We start from the raw sequence: 21433 nt of genomic DNA, 5'->3' as shown, positions 1-21433 counted from the left end.
TCCCTCGGTCGTGGTGTGCGGCGGGCGGTCAGGTGGCGGGGCGCAGCCGCAGTCCGTGCATGCCGCCGTCCACGGCGAGCGCGGTGCCGGTGATGCCGGACGCGGCCGGGGACGCCAGGTGGACGATGGCCGCGGCGACCTCGTCCGCCGTCACCATCCGGCCCATCGGCTGGCGCGCGTTGAGGGCGGCGCGTTCGGCGGCCGGGTCGTCGGCGCGGTCGAGCAGCCGGCCGACCCAGGGGGTGTCGGCGGTGCCGGGGTTGACGCAGTTGACGCGGATGCCGTCGCGGATGTGGTCGGCGGCCATGGCGAGGGTCAGCGAGAGGACGGCGCCCTTGCTGGCGCTGTAGAGGGCGCGCTGCGGCAGTCCCGCGGTGGCGGCGATGGAGCAGGTGTGGGTGACCGAGACGTGGCCGGTGTCGGTGGCGGCGGTGCGGCGCAGCCACGGCAGCGCGGCGCGGGCGCAGCGCACCAGCCCCAGCACGTTCACGTCCAGCACCCGGCTCCACTCCGCGTCGTCGTTGTCCTCGACGGTGCCGACGGCGCCGATGCCGGCGTTGCCGACGAGGGTGTGCAGGGCGCCGAGTTCCGTTGCCGCCTCGTCGACGGCCCGGCGTACCGCGGCGTCGGACGTGACGTCGGCGGCCACCCGCAGGGCGCCTTCGGGTGCGCCCGACGGGTCGCGGTCGAGGACGGCGACCCGGGCGCCGCGGGCCAGCAGCAGGGCGGCGGTGGCCGCGCCGATGCCGGAGCCGCCGCCGGTGACGAGGGCGCCCATGCCGGTGAAGTCGGCCGTCGGGGCCGCGGGAAGCTGTTCCTGGCTCATGCGGAGACCTCCTGTTCGCCGTGCGGACGCGGGGTGCGGTCGCGCCACACCGGTCCTTCGGGGTAGCGGTGGGCGGCGACCGACGCGGGTTTCATCCGGGCCGAGAAGCCGGGGGCCGTGGGGGCGCGGTAGCGTCCGCACTCGACCACCGCGGGGTCGGTGAAGTGCTCGTGGAGGTGGTCGACGTACTCGATGACCCGGTCGTCCCAACTCCCTGACACCGCCACGTAGTCGAACATCGCCAGATGCTGCACCAGCTCGCACAGCCCGACCCCGCCCGCGTGCGGGCAGACCGGCACGCCGTACTTGGCGGCCAGCAGCAGGATCGCGAGGTTCTCGTTGACCCCCGCCACACGGGCCGCGTCGATCTGTACAAAGTCGACGGCCCCGGCCTGGAGCAGCTGTTTGAAGACGATGCGGTTGGCGGCGTGTTCGCCGGTGGCGACCTTGACCGGCTGCCCGGCGCGGACCGCGGCGTGGCCGAGGATGTCGTCGGGCCCGGTCGGCTCCTCGATCCAGTACGGGTCGTACGGCGCGAGCGCGGTCATCCGGCCGATCGCTTCCGGTACGTCCCAGCGCTGGTTGGCGTCGACCGCGATCCGCACGCCTGGCCCGACGGCCTCTCTGGCCAGCCGCAGCCGCCGCAGGTCGTCGTCGGGGTCGCCGCCGACCTTGAGCTTGATCTGCCGGAAGCCGTCGGCGACCGCTTCCTTCGCCAGCCGCACCAGTTTGCCGTCGTCGTAGCCGAGCCAGCCCGGCGATGTGGTGTACGCGGGGTAGCCGTCGGCCTTGAGGCGGGCGGTGCGGGCGGCGCGGCCGGGGGCGGCGGCGCGCAGCAGGGCCAGCGCCTCGTCGGGGGTCAGCGCGTCCGACAGGTGGCGGAAGTCGACCAGTGAGACCAGCTCTTCGGGGGTCATCGCGGCCAGGAACTCCCAGACCGGCAGGCCCGCGCGGGTGGCGGCCAGGTCCCACGCGGCGTTGACGACCGCGCCTGCCGCCATGTGCATCACGCCCTTCTCCGGGCCGAGCCAGCGCAGTTGGGAGTCGCGGGTCAGGGTGCGGTACAGCGTGGCCAGCGCGGCGGCGGTGGCGGGGGCCGGGCGGCCGACGACGTACGGGGCGAGCGCGCGGATCGCGGCGGCCATGACGTCGTTGCCGCGGCCGATGGTGAAGCAGAGGCCGTGCCCCCGCGCGGCGCCCTCGGTGTGCAGGACGACGTACGCGGCGGAGTAGTCGGGGTCGGGGTTCATCGCGTCCGAGCCGTCGAGCTGCTCCGACGTGGGGAAGCGGACGTCGTGGACCTCCAGTTCCGTGACGGTGTCGGTCGCGGCCATGCGCATGCCCCCTGGGACGTCGCGGAAGAACATCGGACCTTTCCCGGTCATCCGATGTATAGCGCCGCCCGCGAGCCAGCGTCCAGACCCGTGCCGAAGTTGCCCGAGGAGCGGGCCCGACAGGTCGGATGAATGAGCACTCGTACGTGCAAAGGGGCTGCGGACGGGTACCGCAGACCCCGTAGTCTGGGGAACGCACGCAAGAGAACTGCTGCCGGCGGCCGTCGCGAGGCGGCCCGGCCGGTCGGAAGGAGGCGCTGGGTGATCGAGCTCGAGGGGGTTCCCGAGCTGATCGACCCGGTCATGGTGGCCGCGTTCGAGGGCTGGAACGACGCCGGCGACGCCGCCTCCGCCGCGGTCGCGCACCTGGACCGGGAGTGGAAGGGCGAGGTGTTCGCGGCGCTGGACGCCGAGGACTACTACGACTTCCAGGTCAACCGCCCGAACGTCTTCCTGGAAGGCGGCGTCCGCAAGGTCACCTGGCCGACGACCCGGCTCTCCGTCGTCCGCGTCGCCGACTCCGACGGCAAGGGCCGCCCGCGGGACCTGGTCCTGGTCCGCGGCATCGAACCGAGCATGCGCTGGCGGACGTTCTGCACCGAGATCCTGGGGTTCGCCCATGAACTGGGTGTGGAGATGCTGGTCGTGCTCGGCGCGCTGCTCGGCGACACCCCGCACACCCGGCCGGTCCCGGTGAGCGGCGTGACGTCCGACGCGGACCTCGCCGCCCGGCTGGATCTGGAGGAGTCCCGCTACGAAGGCCCCACCGGCATCGTCGGCATCCTCCAGGAGGCGTGCACCCACGCCGGTGTGCCCGCGGTCAGCCTCTGGGCCGCCGTACCGCACTACGTCTCCCAGCCGCCCAACCCGAAGGCGTCCCTCGCGCTGCTCAACCGCCTGGAGGACCTGCTCGGCATCCGCATCCCGCAGGGCGAGCTGAGCGAGGACGCACGCGCCTGGCAGCTCGGCGTGGACCAGCTGGCGGCCGAGGACAGCGAGGTCGCCGAGTACGTCCAGTCGCTGGAGGAGGCGCGGGACACCGCGGACCTTCCGGAGGCGTCCGGCGAGGCCATCGCCCGCGAATTCGAGCGCTACCTGCGGCGCCGCGACCCGCAGGCCGGTCCTGGTCTTGCCACCGAAGGCGGGCTCGCGGACGGGCCGGGCGGCTCGTACCTGCGGGACACCGCCGCGGGCCGCACCCGGCCCCCGCGCCCCGCGCCCAAGGAGCCGCGCGAGAACCGGCCGTCCGACGGGCGGGACGCAACCGCCCCGGACGCGGAGGGCCCAGCCGCGGCGGATTCCGCCGACGGCGCAGGTGACGGACACAAGGGCGCCGACGACCGGCCCGAGTCCGGGCCACGCGGCGACCGCGGAGACGGCCCGGAGGAGACCGGCGAGGGCCGCTGAGCCGCCGCGCACGGCACGGAAACGGGGGCGCCCCACCGGCGGGCGCCCCCGTTCCGTCGTCCGCACCCCGCTACCGCAGGGCGCAGGTCACTTCCCGCCGACCGCGCTCGCGCCCTTGAGCATCAGCGAGAAGGCGCGGTCGGTGGCGCGGCTCGCGGTCTTGACCTTGACCACACCGGCCCGGTCGGACGGATCGTGGTACCAGCCCTCACCCGCCGCGTCGAACGCCGCCGCCGAGTGCAGCCGCGGCAGCTGCCGCCCCGCCAGCCGCACCCCGCGCGGCGCGTCACCGGTGTGCACGGTGAACGCGTAGGGCCGGGAGGTCTGCTTGCCGTGGAAGGTGCCGCGGGAGGCCCCGACCCGTATCCGTACGTCGCCCGCGCCGGACTTCGGCGCCGCGACGTCCACCCGCTGGGTGGCGAAGGCCCCGTCCCGGTGGGCGCGGGTGACACCGTCGTCCTCGTAGAGCGTGAACGACGAACGGCCCTGCGGATAGACGTCCCAGGCGAGCGGCGAGGCGGCCGTGCGGTCCTGGTAGGACGTGATGCCGGGCCACATCGGCACGCTCGCACCGGCCTTGACGAACAGCGGCAGGGTGTCCAGCGGGGCGTGGTAACCGTTGACGGTGACCGGCCCCCGGTAGGTACGGCCGCTCCAGTAGTCCACCCAGGTGCCCTTCGGCAGGTAGATGCCGTCGCGGGTTTCGGTGTCCTGGTAGACGGGCGCGACAAGGAAGTCCTCGCCGCTGAGGAACTCGTACTTGGCGGCGTCCGAGCCCGCCTTCGGGTCGTCCGGGTACTCCAGCGACAGCGGGCGGACCGGTCCGACGCCGGTCCCGGTCGCCTGCGCCGCGTAGGAGTACATGTACGGCAGCAGCGACTCCTTGAGCTTGAGGTACTTCCGGCTGATGGAGGTGTACGGCTCCCCGCGCCTGAAGGGCTGCTTGTCGCTCTCCGCCCAGCCGTCCATCGTCATCATCGCCGGGAGGAACGACTTCCACTCCAGGTCACGGACGTACGTCCGGGGGCTGCCGCCGAAGATGCCGTCCACGTCGCCCGTGGTGTACGCGAGCCCCGACATGCTCGCGCCCGCGTAGGTCGGGATCTGCCAGCGGATGTAGTCCCAAGTGCCCTTCTGGTCGCCTGACCACTGGACGCCGCAGCGCTGCGCGCCCGCCCAGCTCTCCGGGGCCCAGGTGAACCCGCGGGCGTCACTGTTGTCCTCGATGCCTCGGTAGGCGTCCTTGCAGCCGTCCAGCGCGTGCTTGTAGCCGTCGCCGACCCAGGCGACGTCGAGTTTGGCGACCCGCTGGCCCGCCTTGACCTGGTCGGCGAGCTTGTCGAGGCCGTCCTCGGTCCACAGTCCGAGCTTCATCTTCCGCTCACCGAGGCCCTTCGACGCCTCGGCGAGGCGCTCGTAGCCGCAGCCGTAGCCGTCGTTGACCAGCATCCAGCCGTTGGGCATGTCGTGCTGCGTGTAGAGGTCGGCGACCTTCAGCGCGTCCAGGGTGTGCCGCTCGCCGCGGTTGGCGTTGTGCAGATAGCAGTCGGAGTCGCCGATCTCCAGGCCGTACAGCGGCGGCAGGAACGGCTTGCCGGTCAGCGTCGTGTACTGGCCGATGACGTCCTTCGCGCTCGGCCCCGCGAAGTAGTAGGCGTCGAAGCGGCGTTCCTTCGCGGTGGCCGTCACCGGGTCGTGGAACGCGTACGTGTTGGGCGCGTACGTGTTCCGGAAGACGCCGTAGCCCGCCGTCGAGAGGTAGAAGGGCACCGAGTTGGGGTGCCCGCCGTCGTCCCAGTTGTCGTCGACGCCGACCTCGACGGTGTGGCCGCGGTGCGAGGTGTTGCCGCGGCCGTTCTGCATGCCGGCGCCGTAGAACTGCTCGTCGCCGCCGCGAGCCAGGGTCTGGGTGGTGGAGTCACCGTCCCAGCTCAGCCCCTTCGCCTCGGACCACACCAAGGAGCCGTCGGCGCGGCGCAGTTCGAAGCGCAGCGGTGCCTTGAAGGCCCGCAGGGTCACCTTGCCGGTGGCGAGTTCGTAGGCGTCGCCCGCGTCCTTCCAGTGCGTGCGCGGCGGTGCGCCCTGGGGCAGCACGATGTCCTTGCCCGTCGGGTCGGTGAATTTCCCGTCGGGGGCGAGTTCGATGCGGAAGGTCAGGTCGGAGACGAAGCTGACGCGCGCCTGCGCCTTTCCGGCGTGCAGACGGTAGACGGGCCCGTCGGCGTCGAAGCCGGTGACGTCGCCGACGGTGTGTGCGGGGGCGGGCTCGGCGGCCCCGGCGCTGCCCGCCGGCCCCGCGAGCGCCGCCGCGAGCCCGAGCAGCGCGGCAACGACCGCCGCCCGCAGTCCTGTTGATTTCCTCATGCCCGAGATCTAACGCCCTGGCGCGGACATGACCATGGACTCTTCGGCCCCGCTTCCTGGACTTCTCACCCGCCGCCGGGCCGCGCCCCTCCCCCGGACCACGGAAAAAGGGCGCCCCCGCCGATCGGCGGGGGCGCCCGGGAAGCAACGGGTCAGCGGATCACAGAGCCACGCCCAGGAGCGCGTCCACCGCACGCGAGACCAGGCCGGGCGCGCCTTCCTCGCTGCCGCCGTCGGTCTGCTGCGCCGCGGCCCAGCGGTCGACGGCCGCGAGCGCGGCGGGCGAGTCCAGGTCGTCGGCGAGCGCCGTGCGGATCTCCTCCAGGAGCGCGTCGGCCGCCGGGCCGTCCGGGCGGGAGACGGCGGCACGCCAGCGCGCCAGCCGCGCCACGGCCTCGTCGAGCACCGCGTCGGTCCACTCCCAGTCGGCGCGGTAGTGGTGGGCGAGCAGCGCCAGGCGGATGGCCGCCGGGTCGGTGCCGTCCCGCCGCACCTTCGAGACGAAGACCAGATTGCCCTTGGACTTGGACATCTTCTCGCCGTTCAGGGCCACCATCCCGGCGTGCACATACGCCTTGGCGAACGGGAATTCGCCGGTGAGCGCCTGGGCGTGCGAGGCGCCCATCTCGTGGTGCGGGAAGGCGAGATCGGAGCCGCCGCCCTGCACGTCGAAGCCCATGCCGAGGTGTTCGAGGGCGATGGCCACACACTCGATGTGCCAGCCGGGCCGGCCGCGGCCCAGCGAGCCGCCGTCCCAGCTCGGCTCGCCGTCACGGGCGGCCATCCACAGCATCGGGTCGAGCGGGTTCTTCTTGCCCTCCCGCTCGGGGTCGCCGCCGCGCTCGGCGGACAGCAGCCGCATCGCCTCCGCGTCGAGACCGGAGACCGCACCGAAGTGGGTGTCGGACTCGACGGAGAAGTAGATGTCGCCGTCCAGCTCATAGGCGGCGCCGTTGTCGCGCAGCCGCTCGACGAGCGGCACGATGCCGGGTATCGACTCGACGGCGCCTATGTAGTGGCGCGGCGGCAGCATCCGCAGGGCCGTCATGTCCTCGCGGAACAACGCGGTCTCACGCTCGGCGAGCGCCGTCCAGTCGTCCCCCGTGGCGACGGCCCGCTCCAGCAGCGGATCGTCGACGTCGGTGACGTTCTGCACGTAGTGAACCTGGCGCTTCGTGTCGAGCCACACGCGTTGGACCAGGTCGAACGCGTTGTAGGTCGCCGCGTGCCCCATGTGGGTGGCGTCGTACGGCGTGATGCCGCAGACATAGATACGGGCGACGGGACCGGGGGCGAGGGTTACCCGTCCGCCGGTCGCGGTGTCGTGGATCCTCAGGTCGCGGCCCTGGCCGGGCAGGGCGGGGACCTCAGAAGCGGGCCATGCATGCATGCCTTGAGCCTAACCGGATGCACGTTCCGCATACGAACCGGACCGGCTCTCTTGACCGGATAGGCGCTCTTGCGTTCGAAGCCGCGACGTGCATGACGGCCCGCCACCGGCGTCCGGAATCAGACCGGCGGCCAGGGAATCGGCGGCCACTGCCCGCTGGGTTCGGGGTGGCGCCCGTCGGCCAGCAGCCCGGCCACCCGTGCCCGCAGGGCCCCGATCTCGGCCTCCGTGATCAGCTCGGCCAGCCGGGTGACGAGCGGCCGGCCCGCCTCCAGGGCCTCGGCGAGCGCCCGCAGCACCGCCAGCGCCTCGTCGGTCAGCGGTTCCCCGGCCCAGCCCCACAGCAGGGTGCGCAGCTTGTCATCGGAGTTGAACGTCACACCGTGGTCGATCGCGAAGACCCGGCCGCCCGCACCCGGCAGCAGGTGCCCGCCCTTGCGGTCACCGTTGTTGATCACCGCGTCGAGCACGGCGAGGCGCCGCAGCCGCCGGTCGTCGGCGTGCACCAGCAGCGCGGGGCGGCCCTGGCCGGTCTCGGCGAAGCCGACGGCCTTCCAGCCGGGCCCCGGCTCCTCGCCCTCGACCAGCGCCAGCAGCTCGGGGACCTCGTCGTCATCGCCCGGCGCCTCGATCCACTCCTGGACCATGCCGGTGCCGTACGGGCCCTCGCGCAGCACCGTCGTGGGGACCAGGCCCCAGCCCGTCGCCCGGGAGATCTCGTACGCGGCGACCTCACGCTGGGCGAGGGTGCCGTCGGGGAAGTCCCACAGCGGGCGCTCGCCCGCGACCGGCTTGTAGACGCAGGCGGCGGTGCGGCCCTCGTGGGTCACGGTGCAGTACAGGACCGCGTTGGACGCCTCCTGGATCTGCCCGCGCACGGTCAGCTCGCCGTCGGCGAGGAAGGCGGCGGGCAGGTCGGCCGGTTCCGCCGGGGGCGGCGCGCCGTCCGGCGGCGCCGCGGGCCCGGGGACGGCCTGCTGGGCGGAGGGCTCCATCGGGCTCAGGCGTCCCGTCGGTATCCGTTCTGGCGCGGGCATACGTGTCCCTCCGGGTCGAGCGGCAGGCTGCACAGGGGGCACGGGGGCCGCCCGGCGTTGACGACCTCCAGGGCGCGCTTGGCGAAGGCCCTGGCCATGGTGCCGGTCATCCGCACCCGCAGCATGGGCGGGCCGTTCTCGTCGTCCTGGAGCAGGCGCTCCTCGGCCTCCGCGAGGTCTTCGTCGCTGTCGGCCTCCAGCTCGACCAGCGCCTGCGCCTCGATGATCATGCGCTCGTCCTCGCCGTCCCAGGCGAGCGCCATCGTGCCGACCTTGAACTCTTCCTCGACCGGCGATTCCAGCGGGGCGGTGTCGGCCAGCTCGGACGGCGCGACGGCGGGCACCGGGGCATTGCCGCCGCTGCGCCGCACCACCTCGTCCAGCAGCTCGTCGATCCGCTCGGCGAGCGCGGCGACCTGGGTCTTCTCCAGGGCCACACTGGTGGTCCGGCCGGCCGCTGTGGCCTGGAGGAAGAAGCTACGGCGGCCAGGCAGCCCGACCGTGCCGGCCACAAAGCGGTCCGGGGCGTCGTAGAAGAACACCTGACGGGACAACGTCCTGCTCCGATTTGCTCGACTGCGGGGGCACTGCGGTCGCTGCGGCCCCTGTGGTCACTGCGGTCTGTGCACAGTTCTCAGCGGCGTGGCGGGCAGCGCCGTCGCACCACCCTACTGCGCCCGCTGATCACGGTGCTCCCGCACCGCCACCGACGGCGGCGTCCCCCTCGCCCTCCGTGGCCGCCTCGTCCGGCTCCTCGCCGGACGGCGCCAGCGCACCGAAGTCGCCGGTGTCACCGAGGCGTACGAGGAACGGCCGCAGGCGGGTGTAGCGGATCGCGGTCACCGAGCAGGGGTCGACGGAGATCCGCTGGAACAGGTCGAGGTGCAGGCCGAGGGCGTCGGCGACCAGCGCCTTGATGATGTCGCCGTGCGAGCACATCAGATAGGCGGCCGACGGGCCGTGCGCCGCCTCGATCCTGGCGTTCCAGTCGTGCACGGCGTCGACCGCGCGGGCCTGCATCCCCCGCATCGACTCGCCTCCGGGGAAGGCCGCCGCCGACGGGTGCCGCTGGACGACCTCCATCAGCGGGTGATCGCTCAACTCGGCGAGCTTGCGCCCCGACCAGTCGCCGTAATCGCATTCGTTGATGCGGTCCTCGGTGTGCAACGGCAGGCCGGGACGGGCGTCGAGCAGCGGGCGCAGGGTCTCCTGGCAGCGCTGGAGCGGGCTGGTCACGGCGGCGGCCAGCGGCACGTCGGCCAGCCGTCCCGGCAGCGCGGCGGCCTGGGCGGCGCCGCGTTCGTCGAGTGCAACCCGGGGAGTGCGTCCTGCGAGTACGCCGGAGGTATTGGCGGTGGAGCGGCCGTGCCGCACCAGGATCAGCGTGGGCATGGCAGCCAGCCTACGTTCCCGGCAACTCCTCCCTGGCAGGAGGCCGGGTACCGGGTGAGAATGCCAGGTGTGATCGTGGACTGCGCCATCTACCGGGAGGGCCGCCGCGCCGACGCACCGGCCGACTTCTCCGCCGCCCTGCACGACGCGCGGGCCGGGAGCGCCGGCGCGTTCCTGTGGCTGGGCGTCCACGAGCCGACGCAGGCCGAATTCGACCGGATCACCAGGGATTTCGCCCTGCATCCGCTGGCCGTCGAGGACGCGCTCAAGGCCCATCAGCGGCCGAAGCTGGAGGTCTACGACGACTCGCTGTTCCTCGTGCTCAAGCCGGTCACCTACGACGTGCACGCGGACACCGTGACCGCGTCGGAGCTGATGGTCTTCGTCGGCGACTCGTTCGTCGTCACCGTCCGGCACGGCGAGGCCAGCCCGCTGAGCGCGGTGCGCCGCCGCCTCGAACACCAGCCGGACATCCTCAGGCACGGCCCGACGTCGGTCCTCTACGCGGTCAGTGACGCGGTGGTGGACCACTACATCGAGGTGGCGGGCGAACTCCAGGTGGATCTGGAGGAGTTGGAGGCCGAGGTGTTCGCGCCGACCCGGTCGAGCACCAGGAACACCGCCGCCGAGATCTACGCGTTCAAACGGGAGGTGCTGGAATTCCGGCGCGCCACGGGGCCGTTGACCGAGCCGATGGCGCGGCTCCAGAGCGCCGGGGTGCCCTTCGTGCACGACCAGGCGAGGCCGTTCTTCCGGGACGTCGGCGACCACCTGACCCGCGCCAACGAGTCCGTCGAAGGTCTCGACCGGCTGCTGTCCGACATCCTCTCCGCCCATCTGGCGCAGATGGGTGTGCGGCAGAACGACGACATGCGCAAGATCTCGGCGTGGGCGGCGCTGGCGGCCGTGCCGACCCTGATCGCCGGCATCTACGGCATGAACTTCACGCACATGCCCGAATTGAACTGGGGATTTGGCTACTACGGTGTGCTGTTGGCGATGGCGGCCATCGAACTGTCCCTGTTCCGGCTGTTCAAACGCCGCGGCTGGCTGTGACGCGACCCCCGGGCCCTCAGGCGAACTCGGTCGCCCGACCGCCCAGCGCATCGCGCCGCTCGGGCATCCGCAGGCTGACCATCCGCCGCCAGCCGGCCAGCCGTTCGTACGCGTAGCGGGCGTGGATGCCCGCCGCGAGCACCGCGGACTTGGCGGCGGGCCAGCCCAGGATGCGGCCCATGCGGTCCATCACGGCGAGGCTGACGTCCCGGTGGACGGCGATCTCGGCGAGCGCGCAGGCGCGCAGCGTCCGCTGGATGCGGCGGCCGTGCCCGGCGTGGGCGAACCGCAGCAGTTCCTCGTGGCAGTAGGCGAGGTGGTTGTCCTCGTCCTCGGAGATCATCCGGATCGCCCGGCCCAGTTCGGGGTCGTCGCCGAAGTACTTCTTCAGCAGCAGCATCTGCTCGGACGCGCGCTGTTCGGTGACCCGGCTGTGCGCGAGGTAGGTGATGACGTCCTGCTCGGTGAGGGGCTCGGCGCGCCGCAGCGTGTCGTGTGCGAGGCCGATGCCGCGGCGCTCCAGCAGCATCGTGTAGTCCGCTTCGCCGGGGACGTCGGCGGGGCTCAGTCCGCGTTTGCGCAGCAGCGCACGGAAGATCCGGCCGTGCTTGTCCTCGTCGGCGCCGTGCCGTGCCACCTTGGGCGCGAGGTGGCGCTGCGCGACGGGCAGCAGCGCGGCGATCCGGCCGTTCTCCCAGCCACCCTGTGCCTCTCCGCTCGCCGCGATGGAGCAGAAGAGGCGGTAGGAATCGTCGTTGTCGACGATCTCCTGGAACAGGCTTCTGGCCGAGAGCATCAGCACCACCTCCGAACGGACGCGCCTGAAGGCACAGTCAAGGACGGTCCGGGAGGCACGGCAACCGGAGGCTCGCGGCGTTCACCCGTGCGAACGATCCGACGGCCCGGCCGCAGCCGGCCGGGCCGTCGGCGGTCAGGCCAGTCCGGCCTTCTCCAGCGCCTCGGTGCCCGCGCGCAGCGACGCGATCCGGTCCTCCAGGGTGAAGCCGGCGGGCGCCAGCGTCAGCGTGGTGACCCCCGCGGCGGCGTACGCCTGCATCCGCTCGGCGATCCGCTCGACGGAGCCCAGCAGCGTGGTCTGGTCGATGAGCCGCTGCGGGATCGCGGCGGCGGCGCCCTCCTTGTCACCGGAGAGGTACTTGTCCTGGATCTCGGCGGCTTCCTTCTCGTAACCCATGCGCTGGGCCAGCTTGTTGTAGAAGTTCTGCTTGCGGCTGCCCATGCCGCCGACGTACAGCGCCGTGTACGGGCGGAACATGTCCGCGAGGGCGCCGACGTCGTCGCCGACGGCCAGCGGCAGCGTCGGGCAGACGTCGAACCCGTCCATGGTCTTGCCGGCCTTCTCGCGGCCCGCCCGGATGGGGGCGAGCGCGGTCTCCTCCAGGTGGTCGGCGGAGGGGAAGATCAGCAGCGCGCCGTCGGCGATCTCACCGGTCTGTTCGAGGTTCTTGGGGCCGATCGCCGCGATGTAGAGCGGGATGTGCTCACGGGTCGGGTGGACGGTGAGCTTCAGCGGCTTGCCGGGGCCGTCGGGCAGCGGCAGCGTCCAGTGCTGCCCTTCGTAGGACAGCCGCTCGCGGGACATGGCCTTGCGGACGATGTCGACGTACTCGCGGGTGCGCGCCAGGGGCTTGTCGAACTTCACGCCGTACCAGCCCTCGGAGACCTGCGGGCCCGAGACGCCGAGGCCGAGCCGGAAGCGGCCACCGGAGAGCGAGTCGAGGGTCGCCGCGGTCATCGCGGTCATGGCGGGTGTCCTGGCCGGGATCTGGAAGATCGCCGAACCGACGTCGATGCGCTCGGTCTTGGCCGCCACCCAGGACAGGACCGTGGGGGCGTCGGAGCCGTACGCCTCGGCCGCCCAGCAGACCGCGTAACCGAGCCGGTCGGCCTCCTGCGCGACGGCGAGATTGTCCCCGTCCATGCCGGCACCCCAGTAACCGAGGTTGATCCCAAGCCTCATGCCGCTCCCCTTACCCATCAGTAACGTCACTGTTGCGGGGACTCTAGCGCGCACCGCCCGCCGCCGTCATGGCCGGGTTGTCCACAGGTCTCCTGCGCCCGGCGCGCGGCCACTAATCTCGGGGCCCATGGAGCAAAGGCACCTCGGACGTACCGGCCTGCGGGTGTCCCGCATCGGCCTCGGCACCCTGACCTGGGCGCGCGATACGGACGAGCGGGAGGCGGCCGAGCAGCTCAAGGCGTTCCGGGAGGCCGGCGGCACCCTCGTCGACACCGCGGATCTCTATGCCGACGGCGGCGCGGAACACCTCCTGGGGCGGCTGATACAGGGGCTCGTGCCGCGCGACGAGCTGGTGATCGCCACCAAGGCAGGCAGCGTGCGGGAGCCGGACCGGCGGGTCGACGGCTCCCGGCGCCACCTGCTGGCCGCACTGGACGCCTCACTGCGGCGGCTGGGGACGGACCACGTCGATCTCTGGCAACTGCACGCCTTCGACCCGCACACCCCTCTGGAGGAGACCCTCCAGGCCCTGGACCTCGCCGTCAGCAGCGGCCGGGCGCGCTACGCGGGGCTGGCGAACTTCTCCGGCTGGCAGCTCGCCAAGGCCGCGACCTGGCAGCTGGCCGACCCCGCCGTACGCACCCGCGTGGCCGCCGCGCAGCTGGAGTACTCCCTGCTCCAGCGCGGCGTGGAACGCGAGGTGCAGCCGGCCGCCCTCGATCTGGGCATCGGCCTGCTGCCCGCGTCGCCGCTCGGCCGCGGGGTGCTCACCGGCAAGTACCGGCGCGGCACTCCGGCCGATTCGCGGGGCGCGTCCGACCCTCTCGCCGCGTTCGTGGCGCCGTATCTCGACGAGGCGTCGAACCGCATCGTCGACGCGGTCACCACGGCCGCCGACGGCCTGGCCGTGATGCCTCTCCAGGTCGCGCTGTCCTGGGTCCGCGACCGCCCCGGTGTGGCCGCCCCGATCGTGGGCGCGCGCACCGCGCAGCAGCTCGGAGCGGCGTTGTCGGTGGAGACCCTTAGTCTTCCTGACGAGATCAGCCGGGCGCTGGACGAGGTGTCCGCTCCGGTGCACCACTATCCCGATCACAACTGGAGCACGCTGTGAGTACCGACCGCCCCGCCGGCGAGACCGCGCCCGAGCAGGAGGCCACGCCCAGCGCCGCCGAGGCCCCGTCGGACCAGGACTCCGGGCCGGCCGCCGCGGACGGCAGCCAGGGCGCGGGTCAGGAGGGCGGTGCCTCGGAGGGCGGTAGCCAGGACGCGGATCAGGAGACCAATGGCGCCGCGGACGGCAGCCAGGGCGCGGGTCAGGAGACCGGTGCGGCGGCCGACGGCTCCGTGGCGGCGGTGCGGGAGGCGAAGGCCGGACCCGCGGCCTCCGCCGCCGCGCTGGCCGCCGCCGTGCGGGCGGTGGAGAGCGGCGAACGCTCGGCCGCCTCGTTCTTCAACGACACCCCGCGGCCCGCCGCCCGCGCCGCCGCCCCGCCCCGTGCCGCAGCCGCGGCCCCGGCCGCCCCGGCGCCGCAGGTGACGCCGCAGCGCGCCCCGGCGGACACCGCACCGCAGCATCCCCCGGCCGCCCCGGCACACGAAGCGGGCGGCGCCGTCGGCTCCCCCGGTACCGCGGCCCCCGCCCCGGAGAGCACGGTCCGGCCGACGTCCCCGGGGATCGACGGGGTGCGCCAGGTCCTGGCCGCGGGCGGCGCCCCCGAGGCGCTGGCCGAGAAAGCGGCGGAGCTGCTCGGCGAGCGGGCGGGCGAGGAGCTGAGCGAGGACCCCTGGCGGCTGCTGGCCGTGCCCGGCGTGCGCCCCGAGCAGGCCGACGCCTTCGCGCGGGCGCTGCTCGGCCCCGGCTGCGGGCCGGACGACGAGCGGCGCGCACAGGCGCTGGTCGTCTGGCTGCTGGAGCAGGCCGCCGTGGCCGGGCACTCCGCCCTGGAGGCGCCCGCGCTGCGCGCTGCGCTGGCCCAGCGCGCCGTCCCCGATCCCGACGAAGCCCTCCAGACCGCGCTCGCCGACGGCGCCGTCCTGGTCTTCCAGGACGCGATCGACACCCCGGGCCGGGCCAGGCCCGCGGCCGACGACGAGGAAGAGGAAACGCCGGTCCGGGTCCTGCTGGGGCTCGACCGGTTCGCGATGGCCGAGGAGAGCGTCGCCGACGGCCTGGCGCGGCTGCTCAACACCTTCGATACGGCGGTCGGCCCGGACACCGCGGCCGAGAGCGGCGAGGAGGCCGCGGAGGACACGGCCGACGGCGTCGAAGCGGGCGCGGAGGACGCTCCGGACGGTCCCCAGGATGCGGCGGCGCGCCCGGTGCGGCCGTCTGCGACGGATTGGGAGAGCGCCGCGGCGGCGGCCCCGTCGCCGTCGGCCGCCGAACTGATCAGGGCCGCGGCCCGCAGCGGGCTCGTGGCGCACACCGGCGCCGAGGCGGCACGCGCCGAGCCCGCGGCCCTGGTCGCCGCCGCCCGCGCGCTGGGCCTGCGGGCCTACGGCGCCACGCACAGCGCGAACGGCCGCGAACGGCTGGCCGCGCAGCTGGCGGAGAGCGCCGCGCACCCGGCAGCCGATGGCGCCGACACACCCGGAGCTGCGGCGGTCACCGTCGCCGGGCTGCTCTCCGGCCAGGAAGGCCCCGGCAGGGACGCGGAAGGCGCGCTCGCCCTCGATCTGCTGGTCGTGCTCGATGCCCCGCAGCTGGATCTGGAGACGGCGGCGATGCTCATCGAGTCGCTGACCGACGGGTCGCGGCTTGTCCTCAGCGGCGACCCCGGAGTCCTGTGGTCCGCCGGTCCCGGCCGGCTCTTCGCCGACCTCATCGCGGCCCGCTGCTGTCCCCAGGTCGCCTCCCGCACCCCGGACTTCGGCCCGATCGGCGAGCTGGTCTCGGGCATCGGCATCGGCGAGCTGAGCCAGGTCGACGCGCCCGGCAAGGAGCTCGTGATCGTCCCGGTGCGCGACGCGCCGGAGGCGGTGCACCGTACGGTGCAGCTGGTCGCCGACTCGGTGCCGCGGGCGCTCGGCGTCCCCCCGGAGCAGACGCAGGTCATCACCGTCGGGCACGGCGGCTCGGCCGGCACCCGCGCGCTCAACGCCGCGCTCAAGGAACGGCTCAATCCCGGCCCCGGCCGCTTCGGCGGATTCGACCCCGGCGACCGCGTCGCCTACTCCCCCGCCCCCGGCCGCACCCTGCCCGGCACGGTCACCGGCGCGGACCAGGACGGCCTGCGGCTCGACTGCGGCGGCAGCGCCGTCCTGGTGCCCCGCGAGCGGGTCGGTTCCGGCGCGCTGCGGCACGGCTGGGCGCTCACCGCGCATCAGGCGGCCGGCCTGCGCTGGCCCGCCGCCGTGGTCGTGCTGCCGGGCGACGCCGCGCGCGGCCTGACCCGGTCCTGGGTCTACACCGCGTTCAGCCGCGGCGAGCGCCACCTGTCGGTGGTGCAGGGAGTGGACCAGGCGTTGCCCAAGGCGATCGCCGAGGTACCGGTGAAGGAGCGCACCACCCGGCTGCGCACCCTGCTGCAACTCCAGAGCGTCCAGGCCGCGGCCGACGCGGCAGCCGCGGGCTGAGCCCCGCCCTCTCCGACGGACCGGGCACGCCGCTGCCCCGGCCCGTCGGAGAGCGATGCGCCCTCCCGACGGACCGGGGCAGCGTTACGGGGCTCCGGTCACGGGTTCTTACGGGTCCGGGCCGAGGCGGGCGGAGACGGGCTCGCAGCCGCGTCCGCCGGGGCATCCGGCCCCGCCCGCCATCGGCCGCAGCTCAGCGACCCCGTTCGACGGGGTCCGCCGCGTCCTCGTCCTCGTCCAGCTCCTCGTCGAAGACGGCGCTGACATCGAAGCGGCAGACCACCTGCTGCGGGTCGATGTCGTCGAACGGCGCGGACAGCCACTCGCCCGGTTCCGCGAGGTCATCGGCGGCGGCGACCCAGAGGGTGGAATCGCCCTCCTCCAGACCGAACTCCTTGTGCCGGGAGGCGATCTCGTCCGGCTCGAACTCGCCGAACAGCACGCCGAGCGCGGCGTACACGCTGGTCCCGACCACCGCGGCGGCCGAGCCCGCATCCCCGCTGCCGTTCGCCGTGTCGTCCACGGCCTCCGGGTCGAGATCGGCGATGCGCTGCGCCTGATGCAACAGCCGCTGCGGCTGGGCCACCGCGTAGTCGCGCCGGATCAGGACGCTCAGCGCACTGGGTTCCTCCGGCCCGTTGTAGGAGGGGAGATGATCGCTCCCGGGGATCTCGAAGGGCGTGACCTCGTCGTAGGTGTCGTAGAGCAGCTCGTCGTAGACCTCGGCCGCGGCGGCGAGTTCGTCGAACGCGGCGTAGACGGCGGGATCGTCCTGCCCCGAGCGGCGTTCCACCGCGTCGAGGTGACGGTCCAGTGCGGCTTTGACCGCCTCGGCGGCGGCACGTACCTCGGCAGCGGAAGGCTGCGCAGCATCAGACATAGTGCAGACGCTATCCGTACCGGGGCCGGTCCCGCACAATAGATGCGATGCCGGAATACGAATTCTGCGATGTGTACGTGCCTCGGGGGGTCTCCCGCAAGGCCGCCACACGCCTGCTCACCGACCATGCCGAGTACGGACACTGGGAGTTGGACCGACTCCGCCTCAATCCCGACGGCAGCCGCAAGGTGCGGCTGCGCCGCCGGATCATCCGCCAGCTTCGCGCCACGTGGTGACCTGAAGTGCCCGTCGGTGACGCACCGTCGCCCCGGTGGAACGGTTGCGGGCGGCGGGGGTCCTGGCACGGCAAAGCGGGCCCCGCTGGTGCGGAGCCCGCTTCGTCATGCGATGCCGGGTGCGGTGATCACCTGCGCGCGGTGCGCGCCTTGCGGTAGAGCACGGCTCCGCCGAGCAGCAGACCCGCGCTGGCCGGAATCGCGTACCCGATCGATCCGGCGCCGGTGTGCGCGAGCTCCTGTGCGGGCTCAGGCGTCGCGATCTTCGCGTGCGATGCGGTCTGCACGTGCAGCTCCGGCGTCTTCGGCGTGGAGGGGTGCTCCGGCGTCGACGGGGTACGGGGCTGCTCCGGCTTGCCCGGCGTACCGGGGTACTCCGGGCTCGTCGGCGGCACCTTGGCGCCGTTGTCGCAGTCGTTGCCGAATGCGGGGTTCAGCAGGCCGACGACGTCGATGCTGTTGCCGCAGGCGTTGACCGGGACGTCGATAGGCGCCTGGATGCTGTTGCCCGAGCCGACGCCGGGCGAACCCTTGGCGCTGCCCTGGGCCCCGGAGCCGCCGTGCCCGCCCTGGTGTCCGCCGCCCTGGTTGGCGTGCTGGTCACCGTTGTCGGGCCGGCCACCGTTGTCGTGGTGACCGCCGCCCTGGGAGCCGTTGGCGCAGGCGTTGCCGAATGCCGGGTTCAGCAGTCCGACGACACTGACGGTGTTTCCGCATGCGTTCACCGGTACGTGGACCGGTACCTGAATGGTGTTTCCGGATGCGACGCCGGGTGAGCCTGCCGCTCCGCCCTGGGCTCCCGCGTCCGCGTGGGCGAAACCCGCGCCGGCGACGAGAACGCCACCGGCAGCCGCCACGGTGATCAGGCCCTTTCGTGCGACCTGTCTCATAGGTTGTTCCCCTGCCTTGTTCCTTTGGAATGCGGGCGGTGCACGGTCGCCCCGCCTGCCGAAATCCCCAGCGGCTCCGGAACGCGAGTGGCGCATTCCGGAGCCGACCGGGAGCAGACCCTTACGGGTTCAGGTGCAACTTCAGGTGTTGATGCAGGTGTTGCCGAAGGCGGGGTTCAGCAGCCCGACCACGGAGATCGTGTTGCCGCAGACGTTGACCGGGACGTGCACCGGCACCTGGATCACGTTGCCCGACACGACGCCCGGGGAGTGCGAGGCACCACCCAGAGCACCCGAGTCGGCAACGGCCAGGCCCGCGCCGGCGAGCACGAAACCACCGGTGAGCGCCGCAGCAGCGACGACCTTCTTGATCATTCTTCCTCCTTGTTGGCAATGCGATCCCAGCCGCGGACCGCACACACTGCAACGAGGCGAAGGGCATTCAAGCTACGAACAGATCGCGGTATTCACTCTTTTCAGCGAAGCAGGAACAAGTAGCGGACAGTTTGCTCCTGTTACGGTTCCTCAGCTCTGGTCGATGAACCGGTCCAGCACCCGCACACCGAACTTGAGCCCGTCCACCGGCACCCGCTCGTCCACGCCGTGGAACATGCCCGCGAAGTCCAGCTCGGGCGGCAGCTTCAGCGGCGCGAACCCGAACCCGCGGATGCCCAGGTCGTCGAAGGACTTGGCGTCCGTGCCCGCGGACAGCATGTACGGCACCGCCCGCGCGATCGGGTCCTCGGCGCGCAGCGCGGACTGCATCGCGTCGACCAGGGCGCCGTCGAAGGTGGTCTCCAGCGCCTTGTCGGCGTGCACGTCCTCGCGTACGACGCGCGGGCCCAGGATCCGGTCGAGGTCGGCCAGGAACTCCTCCTCGTAGCCGGGCAGGAAGCGGCCGTCGACGTGGGCGGTGGCCTGTCCCGGGATGACGTTGACCTTGTAACCGGCGCCGAGCTGGGTCGGGTTGGCGGTGTTCTTGAGCGAGGCGCCGATCAGCTTGGCGATGCCGCCGAGCTTGGCCAGCGTGCCGTCCATGTCCTCCGGGTCCAGCTCGGTGCCCAGCGCGTCACCCAGTTCGTCCAGGAAGTGCCGCAGCGTCTTGGTGACCCGCACCGGGAACTCGTACCGGCCCAACCGGCCGACCGCTTCGGACAGTTCGGTGATGGCGTTGTCCCGGTGGATCATCGAACCGTGTCCGGCGGTGCCGTCCACGGTCAGCTTCATCCAGTGCATGCCCTTCTGCGCCGTCTCGACGAGGTAGAGCCGCAGGTTCTCGTTGACGGTGAAGGAGAAGCCGCCGACCTCGCTGATCGCCTCCGTCACGCCGTCGAAGAGACCGGGGTGCTTGTCGACCAGGTAGCGCGCGCCGTAGGTGCCGCCCGCCTCCTCGTCGGCGAGGAACGCCAGCACGATGTCCCGCGGCGGCTTCCGGCCGGAGCGCATCCGGTCCCGGACGACCGCCAGCGTCATGGCGTCCATGTCCTTCATGTCGACCGCGCCGCGGCCCCACACGCACCCGTCGGCGATCTCGCCGGAGAAGGGGTGGTGGGTCCAGTCACCGGCGTTGGCCGGTACGACGTCGGTGTGCCCGTGGATGAGCAGCGCGGGCCGGGAGGGGTCCTCGCCCGCGATCCGGGCGACGGTCGACGCCCGGCCCTTGTGCGACTCGAAGATCTGCGGTTCGAGACCGACCTCGGCGAGCTTCTCCGCGACGTACTCGGCCGCCACGCGCTCACCGGGGCCCGAATGGTCGCCGTAGTTGCTGGTGTCCATCCTGATCAGATCCCGGCAGAGGTCGACGACCTCGTCCTCGCCGGTGACCGTACGGGCCGGCTGCGACTCGCTCATGCCGGAACCTCGCTTCGCTCGGCCGCGTTTCCGCGGGGCTCGCACCTCTCCATGGTTCGCTCGCAGAGCTCGCTCACACTGCCTCCTCTGGGGTTCACGGCCGCGTCACGCCCCTTTGGAGGAGCGCGGTCCGCGGCGGGGTCCACTGCCATCCTCTCTCTCCCCGCCGCTGCGCCCAAGGCCGAAATACTCCCGACATGCCCTGGTCACAGCCCCGCTCCCGGCTCCCCGTGCGGGTGATCGACCACCCCGAAAGGTTTGCTATTGTTTTCCATGTCGGAACGGCCCAGCCGGTACGGCAGACACCTTGTCCGGGTGGCGGAATGGCAGACGCGCTAGCTTGAGGTGCTAGTGCCCTTTATCGGGCGTGGGGGTTCAAGTCCCCCCTCGGACACCAGCGAGACCCCAGTTGATCTGGGGTCTTTTGCTTTTTCCGGTGCGCTCGCGCATTTTTTCCGGTGCGCTCGCCGGGGTCGGATCAGTAGGGTGCGCAGGTCGGTGGAGTGCGGGAAAAGAGGGCGGGCCGGTGCTGATCTTCGATGCGGACGACACGTTGTGGGAGAACAACGTGATCTTCGAGCGGATCATCGACGAATTCCTGGGGTGGATGGTGCGCCCCGGGCTCGACAGGGCGCAGGCGCGGGCCGTGCTCGACGGGATCGAGGCGGCGAACGCGCTGACGCACGGCTACGGCGGCAAGGTGTTCCTGCGCAGTCTCGGGGAGTGCCTGGTGGAGCTGCGCGGGCGGGCCGCGACGGCGGCGGAGTCGGCGCGGATCTCGGGGTGGGCCGCGAGGTTCGACCACAGCCGGGTGGAGCTGATCGCCGGGGTGCCGGAGACGCTGGCCGAGCTGTCCGGGCGGCACGAGATGCTGATGCTGACCAAGGGCGAGGCGGACGAGCAGCGGCGCAAGGTGGCGGCGTCCGGGCTGACCGGGCACTTCCGGGACGTGCGCATCGTCGCGGAGAAGGACGTGGCCACGTACGAGGAGCTGAAGCGGGCGTATCAGCTGGTTCCGGAGACGACCTGGATGATCGGCAACTCCCCGAAGTCGGACATTCTTCCCGCCCGGTCGGCCGGTCTGAACGCGGTGTTCATCCCGCACGACAGGACCTGGTCGCTGGAGCACGGGGACATCGACCCGGCCGACGAGAAGGTGCTGCAACTGGCGTCGTTCGGCGAGCTGTTGCAGCACTTCTGAGGTGGCGGCCCG

Annotated in this window: 19 protein-coding genes and 1 tRNA gene; 7 read left to right on the top strand and 13 right to left on the bottom strand. The window is 72.5% G+C overall.

The genetic code is table 11. From position 1 onward, the window contains the following. Positions 1-28 precede the first annotated feature (28 nt). Together ACIBK8_RS19245 and ACIBK8_RS19240 are read right to left on the bottom strand one after the other, a co-directional pair. On the bottom strand, positions 29-826 hold the full coding sequence (locus tag ACIBK8_RS19245; RefSeq protein WP_399043046.1) for an SDR family NAD(P)-dependent oxidoreductase: 798 nt from the start codon (positions 824-826) through the stop codon (positions 29-31). Next, entirely contained in the window at positions 823-2160 is a 1338-nt protein-coding gene (locus ACIBK8_RS19240) for an enolase C-terminal domain-like protein (RefSeq protein WP_399043045.1), read from the bottom strand. Before ACIBK8_RS19240 ends, ACIBK8_RS19245 begins: the two co-directional genes overlap by 4 nt. Before the next feature lie 261 nt (positions 2161-2421). Here ACIBK8_RS19240 and ACIBK8_RS19235 point away from each other — a divergent pair, with 261 nt between their 5' ends. Continuing rightward, complete coding sequence (locus ACIBK8_RS19235) at positions 2422-3567, top strand: PAC2 family protein (RefSeq protein WP_399043044.1); 1146 nt, start codon at positions 2422-2424, stop codon at positions 3565-3567. A gap of 87 nt (positions 3568-3654) precedes the next feature. On the opposite strand, the gene ACIBK8_RS19230 is transcribed toward ACIBK8_RS19235, so the two are convergent. The 5 genes from ACIBK8_RS19230 to ACIBK8_RS19210 all read right to left on the bottom strand — a co-directional run bounded on the left by ACIBK8_RS19230 (position 3655) and on the right by ACIBK8_RS19210 (position 9750). Continuing rightward, positions 3655-5931: a TIM-barrel domain-containing protein gene (locus ACIBK8_RS19230; RefSeq protein WP_399043043.1), complete on the bottom strand. Its 2277-nt coding sequence runs from the start codon at positions 5929-5931 to the stop codon at positions 3655-3657. A 160-nt stretch (positions 5932-6091) separates the two neighbouring features. Further along, a complete protein-coding gene (mshC, locus tag ACIBK8_RS19225; protein WP_399043042.1) occupies positions 6092-7321 on the bottom strand; it encodes a cysteine--1-D-myo-inosityl 2-amino-2-deoxy-alpha-D-glucopyranoside ligase in 1230 nt (409 codons plus the stop codon). Positions 7322-7440: 119 nt separating this feature from the next. Next, the gene (locus tag ACIBK8_RS19220) at positions 7441-8358 is read right to left on the bottom strand and encodes an SCO1664 family protein (protein WP_399043041.1); all 918 of its coding nucleotides are present in this window, start codon (positions 8356-8358) and stop codon (positions 7441-7443) included. Beyond that, entirely contained in the window at positions 8322-8912 is a 591-nt protein-coding gene (locus tag ACIBK8_RS19215; RefSeq protein ID WP_393686243.1) for a DUF3090 domain-containing protein, read from the bottom strand. The genes ACIBK8_RS19220 and ACIBK8_RS19215 overlap by 37 nt, the downstream gene beginning before the upstream one ends. Positions 8913-9042: 130 nt before the next feature. Continuing rightward, positions 9043-9750, bottom strand: a complete 708-nt coding sequence (locus ACIBK8_RS19210) for a histidine phosphatase family protein (RefSeq protein WP_399043040.1) — start codon at positions 9748-9750, stop codon at positions 9043-9045. Between the two features lie 60 nt (positions 9751-9810). On the opposite strand from ACIBK8_RS19210, the gene corA reads away from it, so the two are divergent. Then, positions 9811-10806: a magnesium/cobalt transporter CorA gene (gene corA / locus ACIBK8_RS19205; protein ID WP_393686247.1), complete on the top strand. Its 996-nt coding sequence runs from the start codon at positions 9811-9813 to the stop codon at positions 10804-10806. A 16-nt stretch (positions 10807-10822) separates the two neighbouring features. Here the strand turns inward: corA and ACIBK8_RS19200 are convergent, their stop codons facing one another. Both ACIBK8_RS19200 and ACIBK8_RS19195 read right to left on the bottom strand, forming a co-directional pair. Beyond that, entirely contained in the window at positions 10823-11602 is a 780-nt protein-coding gene (locus ACIBK8_RS19200; RefSeq protein WP_399043039.1) for a ferritin-like domain-containing protein, read from the bottom strand. A gap of 135 nt (positions 11603-11737) precedes the next feature. Further along, complete coding sequence (locus ACIBK8_RS19195) at positions 11738-12787, bottom strand: LLM class F420-dependent oxidoreductase (RefSeq protein ID WP_393686251.1); 1050 nt, start codon at positions 12785-12787, stop codon at positions 11738-11740. Between the two features lie 127 nt (positions 12788-12914). On the opposite strand from ACIBK8_RS19195, the gene ACIBK8_RS19190 reads away from it, so the two are divergent. Together ACIBK8_RS19190 and ACIBK8_RS19185 are read left to right on the top strand one after the other, a co-directional pair. After that, on the top strand, positions 12915-13898 hold the full coding sequence (locus ACIBK8_RS19190) for an aldo/keto reductase (RefSeq protein ID WP_399043038.1): 984 nt from the start codon (positions 12915-12917) through the stop codon (positions 13896-13898). Further along, a complete protein-coding gene (locus tag ACIBK8_RS19185) occupies positions 13895-16363 on the top strand; it encodes a helix-hairpin-helix domain-containing protein (RefSeq protein WP_399043037.1) in 2469 nt (822 codons plus the stop codon). Before ACIBK8_RS19190 ends, ACIBK8_RS19185 begins: the two co-directional genes overlap by 4 nt. 193 nt (positions 16364-16556) lie before the next feature. On the opposite strand, the gene ACIBK8_RS19180 is transcribed toward ACIBK8_RS19185, so the two are convergent. Beyond that, the gene (locus tag ACIBK8_RS19180) at positions 16557-17243 is read right to left on the bottom strand and encodes a hypothetical protein (RefSeq protein ID WP_399043036.1); all 687 of its coding nucleotides are present in this window, start codon (positions 17241-17243) and stop codon (positions 16557-16559) included. Between the two features lie 47 nt (positions 17244-17290). On the opposite strand from ACIBK8_RS19180, the gene ACIBK8_RS19175 reads away from it, so the two are divergent. Then, on the top strand, positions 17291-17479 hold the full coding sequence (locus tag ACIBK8_RS19175) for a DUF5703 family protein (protein WP_006607658.1): 189 nt from the start codon (positions 17291-17293) through the stop codon (positions 17477-17479). A 128-nt stretch (positions 17480-17607) separates the two neighbouring features. Here the strand turns inward: ACIBK8_RS19175 and ACIBK8_RS19170 are convergent, their stop codons facing one another. From ACIBK8_RS19170 to ACIBK8_RS19160, 3 genes are all read right to left on the bottom strand, one after another. Continuing rightward, positions 17608-18369, bottom strand: coding sequence for a chaplin family protein (locus ACIBK8_RS19170; protein ID WP_399043035.1), 762 nt, complete (start codon positions 18367-18369; stop codon positions 17608-17610). 141 nt (positions 18370-18510) lie between these two features. Then, entirely contained in the window at positions 18511-18744 is a 234-nt protein-coding gene (gene chpH, locus ACIBK8_RS19165) for a chaplin ChpH (RefSeq protein WP_393686258.1), read from the bottom strand. A 150-nt stretch (positions 18745-18894) separates the two neighbouring features. Continuing rightward, complete coding sequence (locus tag ACIBK8_RS19160) at positions 18895-20220, bottom strand: M20/M25/M40 family metallo-hydrolase (protein WP_399043034.1); 1326 nt, start codon at positions 20218-20220, stop codon at positions 18895-18897. Positions 20221-20529: 309 nt separating this feature from the next. Here ACIBK8_RS19160 and ACIBK8_RS19155 point away from each other — a divergent pair. Further along, positions 20530-20617 (top strand) — tRNA-Leu (locus ACIBK8_RS19155). Between the two features lie 129 nt (positions 20618-20746). Further along, entirely contained in the window at positions 20747-21421 is a 675-nt protein-coding gene (locus tag ACIBK8_RS19150) for an HAD family hydrolase (RefSeq protein ID WP_399043033.1), read from the top strand. Positions 21422-21433 lie beyond the last annotated feature (12 nt).

The sequence above is a fragment of the Streptomyces sp. NPDC050161 genome (genome assembly GCF_044460025.1).
GTDB lineage: Bacteria > Actinomycetota > Actinomycetes > Streptomycetales > Streptomycetaceae > Streptomyces.
Note: the sequence above shows the minus strand (reverse complement) of the source record. Positions and strands in the feature narration are given on the sequence as shown.